The 10240-nt window shown below is 42.0% G+C and carries 7 protein-coding genes; 4 read left to right on the top strand and 3 right to left on the bottom strand.

Annotated elements, in window-relative coordinates; genetic code table 11:
* Positions 1–205: 205 nt before the first annotated feature.
* Complete coding sequence (locus H5115_RS08605; RefSeq protein WP_182754782.1) at positions 206–733, bottom strand: sugar O-acetyltransferase; 528 nt, start codon at positions 731–733, stop codon at positions 206–208.
* A gap of 154 nt (positions 734–887) precedes the next feature.
* Here H5115_RS08605 and H5115_RS08600 point away from each other — a divergent pair, with 154 nt between their 5' ends.
* From H5115_RS08600 to H5115_RS08585, 4 genes are all read left to right on the top strand, one after another.
* Complete coding sequence (locus H5115_RS08600) at positions 888–1652, top strand: DeoR/GlpR family DNA-binding transcription regulator (protein ID WP_182754780.1); 765 nt, start codon at positions 888–890, stop codon at positions 1650–1652.
* Between the two features lie 46 nt (positions 1653–1698).
* On the top strand, positions 1699–3519 hold the full coding sequence (glmS, locus tag H5115_RS08595; protein WP_182754778.1) for a glutamine--fructose-6-phosphate transaminase (isomerizing): 1821 nt from the start codon (positions 1699–1701) through the stop codon (positions 3517–3519).
* Between the two features lie 112 nt (positions 3520–3631).
* Positions 3632–4822, top strand: coding sequence for an alpha/beta hydrolase-fold protein (locus H5115_RS08590; protein WP_182754776.1), 1191 nt, complete (start codon positions 3632–3634; stop codon positions 4820–4822).
* 159 nt (positions 4823–4981) lie between these two features.
* A complete protein-coding gene (locus tag H5115_RS08585) occupies positions 4982–6283 on the top strand; it encodes a DEAD/DEAH box helicase (RefSeq protein WP_182754774.1) in 1302 nt (433 codons plus the stop codon).
* 96 nt (positions 6284–6379) lie between these two features.
* Here the strand turns inward: H5115_RS08585 and H5115_RS08580 are convergent, their stop codons facing one another.
* Together H5115_RS08580 and H5115_RS08575 are read right to left on the bottom strand one after the other, a co-directional pair.
* A complete protein-coding gene (locus tag H5115_RS08580; protein WP_182754772.1) occupies positions 6380–7780 on the bottom strand; it encodes a 5-methyltetrahydrofolate--homocysteine methyltransferase in 1401 nt (466 codons plus the stop codon).
* A 32-nt stretch (positions 7781–7812) separates the two neighbouring features.
* The gene (locus tag H5115_RS08575; protein WP_182754770.1) at positions 7813–10218 is read right to left on the bottom strand and encodes a TonB-dependent receptor; all 2406 of its coding nucleotides are present in this window, start codon (positions 10216–10218) and stop codon (positions 7813–7815) included.
* Positions 10219–10240 lie beyond the last annotated feature (22 nt).

Below are 10240 nucleotides of genomic sequence, written 5' to 3'. Positions count from 1 at the left end.
TTCGACCGATGATAGTGTAGCATTTGCTATGTGACTTTCTACCGCTGTGGGCACTACGACATCCTACTGCGTAGCGCACCGACTTCAAATTGTAGAGAGCCCGACTAGAAATAGTCGGGCTTTTTTACGTCTGCAGAAAAGTAAAATGTGCGCAATTAACATCCACTCACAGCAACACCCGACGCTAACATCACATCGGTAATAACTATAGTGTTCTTATTTCACGAGCTGGATTACCCGCTACTGCGGTATTAGACATTACATTTTTAGTTACTACAGATCCTGCACCCACAATACTATTTTCACCAATACTCACACCCGCTAAAATAATAGCGCCTGCGCCAATCCATACGTTATTGCCTAACGCGATAGGGGCTGCAAAGTTTTCTTTATTAAGCCTTTCTGCTGGATTAGTAGCATGTGACACAGATAAAAGCTGAACGTTCGGGCCTATTAAACAGTCATCACCTATGGTGATTGAGTAATTGGCTAATGGCGAATCTAGGAGTGTGCAATTAATATTTATAAAAGTACGATCACCAATAACTATTTGATTGCCATAATCGCAATGAAACCCTGACTCTATAATTACCCCTTCACCGCATTGCAAAAACAATTCTTTAATGCGCTTTAAATTACCTTTACTCGGGCTTTTATTAAATAGGCGACATATCTCACCAGTTTGTTTGCGTAGAGCTAAAAGCGTTTTATCTAAGCTGTTAAATACTTGCATTAAGGGTTCTTTGTTTAGTTAAGTGATACTACGACTATTTTACCTTTATTATTACTTGAAGAAAGCTGCTTTATTTTTGCTCGTTCACTTGCCATTTAGGTTGTTTCGTTTAAAATCGGATAACTTTCGAAATGAAACTTAATTCACGAGCTTTATGACTAAACGAAACACACAGCAGCGTCGTCACAATATACTGGTTCAAGTTAATGAATTAGGTGAAGTAGCCGTTGAAAAGTTAGCACAGCAGTTTCAAACATCTGAAGTAACCATTCGAAAAGATTTAACCTCGCTTGAAAAAAGTGGTTTATTACTTCGCCGCTATGGGGGGGCTATTGCACTGCCTAAAGAAATTGTTAGCGATGAAATAGATTCAAAGCGCAAAGTCGCAATAGCAAAGGCTGCAGCAAAACTTATAAAAGATCATAACCGCATTATTATTGATAGCGGGCGTACTACTGCTGCGATGATCCCCGAGCTTGCTGATAAGCGTGGGCTAGTTGTAATGACAAACGCAATTAAAGTAGCGAGTCGTTTATTAGCACTTGAGAACGAGCCAACACTTTTGATGACCGGTGGGACGTGGGATCCGCATTCTGAGTCGTTTCAGGGGCAAGTTGCCGAAAATGTATTATGCTCTTACGACTTCGATCAGCTCTTTATTGGTGCGGATGGTATAGATGTAAAACGTGGCACAACAACCTTTAATGAGTTAGTTGGTTTGAGCCAAGTAATGGCAAAAGCGGCTCGTGAAGTAATTGTAATGGTTGAATCAGATAAGATTGGCCGAAAAATACCAAATTTAGAATTACCGTGGAAAATAGTAACCACATTAATAACCGACGATGGCTTGGCAGACGAAAAGCGCAAAGCAATTGAGGCGTGTGGTGTAAAACTAATTTGCGCAGAGATTATTGAATAGTAACTACAAAGTGAGTTACTAGAATTAAAAAATTAATGGAGACACTATGTGTGGAATAGTTGGGGCAGTTGCAGAACGTCCAGTAAACAAAATTTTAGTTGAAGGCCTTAAACGTCTTGAATACCGTGGTTATGACTCAGCAGGCGTAGCATTGCTTGATGGCAACACACTTAATACTGTTAAAGCAGTAGGTAAAGTAGTAAACGTAGAAGCTGCACTTGAGAAAGCAGGCGTTAGCGGTCATACAGGTATTGCACACACTCGCTGGGCAACACATGGTAGCGTTACAGAAGAAAACGCACACCCGCATGTATCAAACAACCAGCTAGCACTCGTGCACAACGGTATTATTGAAAACCACGCTAGCTTACGCGCATCGCTTAAAGAAGAAGGTTACGAGTTTCTATCTGAAACCGATACCGAAGTAATGGTGCACTTAATTCATAAGCTTTGTAAGCAGCACACTAGTTTACTTGCAGCAGTACAGGCAGCTGTTAAGCAATTTGAAGGTGCGTTTGGTACAGTTGTATTTGATAAAGCAAACGACAACGAAATCATTGTAGCGCGCTCAGGTAGCCCTCTTGTTATTGGTTTAGGCCTTGGCGAAAACTTTATAGCTTCTGATCAGTTAGCACTATTACCTGTTACTCGTAGCTTCATCTTTTTAGAAGAAGGCGATGTAGCGCGTATTACACGTGATACAGTAGAAATTTTTGACGAAAACGGCGACGCTGTAGAGCGTGAAGTGATTGAATCAAACATTACACAAGATGCATCAGGCAAAGGCGATTACCGTCACTACATGCTAAAAGAAATTTACGAGCAGCCACTTGCCGTACGTAATACGCTTGAAGGGCGTTTAAACGACGACCGCGTAGCAATTGATGCCTTTGGCGACAGCGCTCAGCAAATATTTAAAGATGTAAAACATGTACAGATTATTGCCTGTGGTACGTCATACCATTCAGGTATGGTTGCCCGTTACTGGCTTGAGCAATTTGCAGGCGTTAGCTGTAATGTTGAGATTGCCTCTGAGTTTCGTTACCGCCAATCGTATGTACACGAAAATAGCTTACTTGTTACTATTTCTCAATCGGGTGAAACTGCCGATACGCTAGCTGCATTACGCCTAGCTAAAGAGCAAGGTTACATGGCCTCAATGACCATTTGTAACGTACCTGGTTCATCGCTTGTACGCGAATCAGACCTTGCCTTTATGACCAAAGCTGGCGCTGAAATAGGCGTGGCTTCTACTAAAGCATTTACAACGCAATTAGTTGGTTTGTTAATGCTTACTGCGTCTATAGCTCAAGAAAAACAGCTTGATCAAAGTGCTATTGTAAATGCTATAAAAGTACTACCTGCTAAGCTTGAAGAAACATTACTGCTTGCAGATGGCATTGCAGACCTTGCAGAAGAATTTGCCGACAAGCACCACTCATTGTTTTTAGGTCGTGGCTCACAATACCCAATCGCGATGGAAGGTGCGCTTAAACTTAAAGAGATTTCTTACATTCACGCAGAAGCCTACGCAGCGGGCGAGCTAAAACATGGCCCACTCGCACTTATTGATGCTGACATGCCAATTATTGTTGTAGCACCAAACAATGAGTTATTAGAAAAGCTTAAATCAAACGTAGAAGAAGTACGCGCACGTGGCGGCATTATTTACGTATTCGCAGATAAAGATTCACACTTTGAGTCAGACGACACAATGCGTGTTATCAACGTAAACCACACTGACGACATTATTGCGCCAATTGTTTACACACTGCCATTACAGTTACTGTCGTACTACGTAGCGGTAATTAAAGGTACTGACGTTGACCAACCTCGTAACTTAGCTAAATCTGTTACGGTTGAGTAAAATCAATAGGTTATTATTTATTAGTTAAAACTAAAAAGGCGCTCGATGCGCCTTTTTTTGTACCTCAAAGCCTGTTAGATTAAATAACACACTATTTTCTAAAGGATTAGCTATGCGTTTATTCACTGCTATTTTTATATGTAGCTTATTTATAGTTTCTAATAACACACTTGCAGAGCCTGATTTAAAACAGCAAACCATTAGCTATACGCAACAAACGCATACTATCAATTCATTAATTTTAAATGAGCTACGTACCGTTGTAGTTCAACTTCCAAAGAGTTACCAAGCTAATCCAAACAAAGTTTATCCAGTTATTTATCGCCTAGATGGCGCGGGTAACATACCGCTTATAAGTGCTGTAATGGATCGACTGCAAAATAATAATCGTGCGCCTGAGGTTATTATTGTCGGTATTGAAAACACCAATCGCTTAAGAGATTTATACCCCACAGTTAATAAAGAGCCACAAGGCCCGGTAGGTGAAGGCGGTGGTGCAGCAAGGTTTTTAGCATTTATTGAGCAAGAGCTTATGCCCTTGATTAATAAAAACTACCGCACGCATCACTTTAATGTAATTGCTGGCGGCTCAGCAGCAGGCGTGTTTACACTTTATACTATGCAAGCTAACCCAGAGCTTTTCCAAGCGCATATTGCTTACAGCCCTGCCGTTTGGTGGAACTATGGCGCACCGGTAAAAGCAGCTAAGGCGTTTATTAATAAATCAAAAGACCTAAGTAACTACGTTTATATCAATATTGGCGAAGAAGCAGGCATAATGCGTGAAAGGTACGATGAATTACAGCAATCACTGCAATCGCATAAAGTACGAGGGTTACGCTTCTTTAGTGATGCGTTTGATGATGTCTCACATAACCTGACTTCGGTTGCTGGGGCATTTAATGCCTATCACAACTTATTTTTGCCTAAACAAATGTCCATAAATGATTTAACTGACGATGTAGCCTCTATTGATGCTTATTATCAAACACTATCTCAGCAATGGGGCGAGCAAATTGGGCCACCGGATCGCGCTGTTAGATCACTCGGTTATAACTTAACGGGCAGCAAGCAGTTTACCCGTGCTATTGAGGTGTTTAAGTACAATATAAAAAACCACCCAAAATCAGTCGATGCGTTTTCAGCCTTATCTTATGGCTATGAAATGCAGGGTGATACTCGCCAAGCGCTTGAACAGATGGAATCTGCTTTAGCGATTGCAGACGACTCATACCCTTATATAAATTACTTAAAAGAAACAAAAGCTAAACTACAAATAGCTTTAGGCAAAGACGAAACATAACCACTTTTTAATCCAACTCGATTGTTATATATTTAAAGAGAAAAGGGAGTAACAGCTTTTCTCTTTTTCTAAAACGACATTAAAATCACTAACCCCTACTTAACGGGTAATAAATACGCTAAAATTGAAGGCTATTTTAGTAATGAGCCCGCACATTTTATGACCTCAGCCGCAAATCCTAGTAATTTCAACGAACTTGGCCTAATTCCAGAGCTAATTGCTCGATTGTCTGATCTTGAATACACACAACCTACACCTATTCAGGCACAAGCAATTCCAAGTATTTTGGCGGGAAGTGATTTAATTGCAGGGGCAAATACGGGCTCAGGTAAAACAGCAACTTTTGCGCTGCCAATGCTACAAAAAATGTTCGTTGAACAAGGTAGTAAAAGCACAGCCAGCAAAGGCAACTTTGTAACAGGGCTTATTTTAGTACCTACTCGCGAGCTTGCAACGCAGGTGGCCGATAGCGTTAAATCGTATTCTGCAAATTTTAATGGCGCGATTAAAACGGTGGCGGTATTTGGTGGTGTGTCGGTTAATACACAAATGCAGGCTCTACGCGGCGGCGCCGATATTATTGTTGCAACGCCAGGGCGTTTGCTCGATTTAATCTCAAGCAATGCGATTAAGCTCGATAAAGTGACGACCTTAGTGCTTGATGAAGCCGACCGTATGCTAAGCCTTGGCTTTACCGAAGAGCTGGCTGAGTTATTAGCGCTTATGCCTGCTAAAAAACAAACTATGTTGTTTTCTGCGACCTTCCCAGAGCAAGTCACACAATTAACGCAAGAGCTGCTCAATAACCCTGTTGAAATACAAGTTCAAAGTAAAGACGAAAGCACCTTAGTACAGCGCGTATTTAGCGTTAATAAAGGCGAAAAAACCACGGTTTTAGCGCATTTAATAAAAGCGCATAAATGGCGCCAAGCGCTTATTTTTGTAAACGCTAAAAAAGACTGTGAGCACTTAGCAGGTAAGCTTGAAAAGCGTGGTATTAACGCACAAGTTTTCCACGGTGATAAAGGCCAAAGTGAGCGTACTCGCGTAATTGAAAAATTTAAAGCTGGCGAAATAGAAGTACTTATTGCCACCGATATTGCAGCTCGTGGTTTAGATATTGAAAAGCTACCAGTGGTAATAAACTTTAATTTACCACGTAGCCCTTCTGATTACATGCACCGTATTGGTCGAAGTGGTCGTGCTGGTGAAGTAGGTTTGGCATTATCATTAATTGATTATGAAGATTTTCATCATTTTAAAATAATCGAAAAGAAAAACAAGCTACGTTTAGAGCGTGAGGAAATAGCTGGCTTTGCCGTTAACCAAGCTAATCTTGATGCAGCTGATGCGCTTAAAAATGAAAAACCAATGGCAAAACCAGAAGGCACAGGCAAGAAAAAGAAAAAAAATAAAGCCGATGATATAGATGATGTATGGAGTGGCTGGCGCCGTAAGTAACAATAGAGCTAAATAAATAGCTGTAAAAACCCGTAATTAGTAAACCTAATTACGGGTTTTTGTTTTGTGGCTTTAACTTAAAGCGTTAGTTTTAATTTAATGGTCGTGACCTTCATCTTCTTCCGCAATACCCAACCAAGTAATTGCACTAGGAGCAAAAGTAAGCTCTAGCTCACTTTCAATTTCAAAGTCTTCAAGGTGTACTTGCACAACGTGCTGAGCAATCGGGTCGGCAACGTAAGCAAACTGACCATTTTGCGCCACTGTCATGCTAAAGCTCATACCCTCAGGCATGGTTGATATATCTTGCTCGGTAATATCAACTTGGCCTTCAAGCTCCCAATGCATTTCGCCATCATGGTCGTGTGCACTAAATACATTTAAAAAGCCTAAGCTGTCTAATATTAAAAAGTGCTCGCCATGGGCAGAGAAAGAGTACGACACAGCACTTGCGCCATCGGCTAGTTGCCATTCTAGTTCTTCCATTTGTGCTGTTACAGGGTTAATAGTTACAATTACGGCTTCGCCGCCACCATGGCCAGACGCTACGCCAATAAAGGTCTCGCTATCTTCGTGGCCATAAATACTACCAATGCGTAAATCGCCAACGGCTGCAATATTCGCTATTTTTTCAGCTTCGTATTCATCATCGTGCTGGTGGGCTAATAACACGCCATCGCTACAGCCAAATACTACGTAGTCGTGGTTTTGTGCCGCGCCGTGTAAATCAGGGCACGTAACTTCTAAGGTTTGTTCAAGCTCATATTCACCATCATGAAAGTGATAAACACCTACTTGATCTGGCAGTACTTTAGCAACCGATGTGTTATCTGCATCGTCGCGACGAATAGTTGATAGCAAATGCTCACCTCGAGGCTCTGCTACACCGTGCATATTTATATCGTAGCTAATACCAGGGAGTGTTGGCGTTGCGTTAGTGATATCGCTATCCGTTAACACTTCAACAGAAGCTGGCGCCCCTGAATCTGCATCGCCATCGTAAAATATGGCTAATTGCCCGTCGTGTGTCATTAAGTGTGTAGGGCGGCTGCCACTTGTTAGCTCGTAGCTACTAAATGCAGGGCCTTGCTCGTAATCATGTAAGTGCTCACCGTGATCTTCGCGCCACATACCGCCGTCTATAAACCCTAGGTAATCTTGAGTTCGGTTTGTAATTACAGCGTAACGAAAGTCAGGCGAAGCCGACAACGTATTTGACTCATCGTTTAATACAAACGTATCAAGCAGTGCGTTATCGTCTAAATCAAAAAAGCTCGCTTCGTTGCTATCCCCAGCCAGTACGGCAAGTCTGCCAAGTGAGCTTATGGTATAGCCGTCGTCATGGTCGTGATCATCATCATCATCGTCGTGATCGTGTTCATCTTCTACAACAATAGGATCTTGTTCCACAATGTTGGTTTCTGCATCGCCACAAGCTGTGATAAATGTAGTACTAATTGCCAGTGCAATAAGCTTTAATTGATATAGTTTTTTCATGTTTATTTCCTTTAATTATAATTTTTTAACGCTTAAAAATAACCGCGAATACCTAGCGCAAAACTACGTCCTGGACGTGGCGCTATATCTTTTACAAACGAGCTGTGCACGCGTGCCTCTGTATCTGTTAAGTTGCTACCTCTCAGGTACACAGACATATCTTGGTTTAATACGGAAAGGTCGTAAGAGATGCTTGCATCAACCAATGTGTAGCCGTCTGTTGCTGTTTCTTGTGGGGCTGTGCGGTCTTGCTTTTGATAGCGAGTAACGTGAACATGTGCACTTAATTTATCTGTTTGATAGCTTAACTCGCTACCAAAACGAAGCGGTGGTGTACGGGGTAAATCGCCACCGTCTTTAAGGCGTGCACGAACGTAATCTGAGAATAAATCTACTTTAAATTCATCAGTTAATTGCCACGCAATTTGCGCTTCAAACCCGTGTAAAATTACGTCGTCTGTTTTAAATAAATAAACCGGCAGTTCTGATGAATGGTCGTGTTCGTCAGCCCCTTCTTCTTCATCGCCATGGTCGTGGCCACTTTCGGCGAATAAACCGGTGTCTATTTGGTAATAGTAATTATCTACTTGGTTGTAAAAGGCATTTAAAATAAAGCCAACATCACCTTGGGTTTTACGCAGGGTTAAATCGATATTATTGGCTGTTTCCAAATCAATTGGTTGATCAGATAAACCCAAATGGCCGTCTTCATCTAAATCAAATAGTGCACCTACTTCGTAAGTGCCAGTACCAATGTGTGGCCCAAACGATAACAATTCAGAGGCAGAGGGCGCACGTTCAGAGCGCGATACAGAAAGACCTAAGTTATAGTTAGGTGTAAAATCCCATACTACGCCTGCCGATAAACTGATAGGTGTAAATTCATGCTCTACGTCAAATACGCGGGTAATTTCTGCACTTTCTTCATGATCATGTTCGTCGGCTTCTTCTGCTTCATCGTGTGCGTGAGCGTCTATATTTGGCAGTAATACGTCGCCTGCTTCAATGGTTACACGCTCTATACGCCCACCTACTTGCACTAAAAAATCACCAAAGTGTCTTTCTTCCATTAGTGCTACAGCAAAGCTTTCGGTTTCTGATGGAGGCGTAAAGGCCTCTTCACCTTGTGCTTCAACATCGCTTTGTTTGTAATGAAAGCTAATGCCGCCATTCCACTCGCTAAATTGGTTATGTAGTAGGTCTATACGTAATTCGTTTGTTTCGTTTTTAAAAGTAGTGCCTACAGCGCCACCTTCAATTTCAGCGTGTTCGTAGTCGGTGTGGCCAACGCGCAGGTTTACTTTGTTTAGCCATTTATTATCTAGGTTGTACTCACCTAATAATTGCACCTTAGTTTGTTCTAAATCAGCAAATACGCTTTCTTCTTCGTCGCTGTGTTCTTCCTCTTCTTCCTCGCCGTGCGTATGGCCTGGAATGCCGTATTGACGATTAAATTGCTCTACTGCTAAGCCAATAAATCCGTTATCCATTAAATAGCTAGCGCCAACAGTAAAACCGTCAGACTCTTCATTACTGTTTTCAACAGTGTAATCGCCACTATGGCTTTCACCATCGCTATCTATATCGGCAGCTACAGGCACCTCGTAGTCATCGGCCTCACGCCAAAATGCATCGGCGTAAAAAGCCACCGAGTCTGTGCCTGTGGTGGCATTAAACGAGGCTACTTTTTGGTTATCTACCGAGTTATGTTCTACGTTCCACTCGCCGCGTGTTGTGCTATCGGTTGGTACACGGCTATCTACTACATTAACCACACCACCAATCGCTCCGCTACCATAAAACAGTGTTGCTGGGCCGCGTAATACTTCAATTTGTTGTGCGGTAGAGGCTTCTGATGCAACAGAGTGATCAGGGCCAACGCGCGACACATCGCTTACATCAAGGCCATTTTGAGTAATGAGTACACGCGGGCCGCTTAAACCACGAATAATTGGTGTACTGGCTACTTTACCGTGAAAGTTAGTATTAACGCCTGGGAGTTTTTCAAGGCTGTCGCCAAGTGTTGTAGCTTGTTGTCGTCTTAGTTGTTCGCCAGATAAAACGCTAACAGGTGAGGCAGATTCCATTGCCGACATATGAATAGGGGTTGCTTCAATATCAATAACTTCAATAGGCGAGCGCTTTAAATTAAACGTAACCGATTGGTTTTCATCATTCGTTATTGTTATATCGCGATGAAGATGCGCATAGCCAGGGGCTACAACGTGAAGTTCTTTTAAGCCATTGTTTAGCTCTGCTATAACAAATTTACCGTTTTCGTCGGTGGTGACTTTAAGGTCTGAGCCTTCAACTTCTATGGTTGCATTGGTAACTATTTTACCTTGATTGTTTAAAACAACGCCTTCAATTGTGGATGCCAGCACACTTGCTGGTAATAAAGCTGCGATGAGAACAGCTAATTGTGATCTAGGTTTCATTTGACTACCTTGTTAGATGTTA

Origin of the sequence: Pseudoalteromonas sp. SR44-2 (assembly GCF_014163745.1) — a bacterium.
GTDB lineage: Bacteria > Pseudomonadota > Gammaproteobacteria > Enterobacterales > Alteromonadaceae > Pseudoalteromonas > Pseudoalteromonas distincta.
This window is presented reverse-complemented; position numbering and strand designations above follow the sequence as displayed.

What these genes read in the sequence shown, in the direction of transcription:
- H5115_RS08605 (WP_182754782.1), bottom strand. Translation starts at nt 733, where the DNA reads ATGCAAGTATTTAACAGCTTAGATAAAACGCTTTTAGCTCTACGCAAA.
- H5115_RS08600 (WP_182754780.1), top strand. Translation starts at nt 888, where the DNA reads ATGACTAAACGAAACACACAGCAGCGTCGTCACAATATACTGGTTCAA.
- glmS (WP_182754778.1), top strand. Translation starts at nt 1,699, where the DNA reads ATGTGTGGAATAGTTGGGGCAGTTGCAGAACGTCCAGTAAACAAAATT.
- H5115_RS08590 (WP_182754776.1), top strand. Translation starts at nt 3,632, where the DNA reads ATGCGTTTATTCACTGCTATTTTTATATGTAGCTTATTTATAGTTTCT.
- H5115_RS08585 (WP_182754774.1), top strand. Translation starts at nt 4,982, where the DNA reads ATGACCTCAGCCGCAAATCCTAGTAATTTCAACGAACTTGGCCTAATT.
- H5115_RS08580 (WP_182754772.1), bottom strand. Translation starts at nt 7,780, where the DNA reads ATGAAAAAACTATATCAATTAAAGCTTATTGCACTGGCAATTAGTACT.
- H5115_RS08575 (WP_182754770.1), bottom strand. Translation starts at nt 10,218, where the DNA reads ATGAAACCTAGATCACAATTAGCTGTTCTCATCGCAGCTTTATTACCA.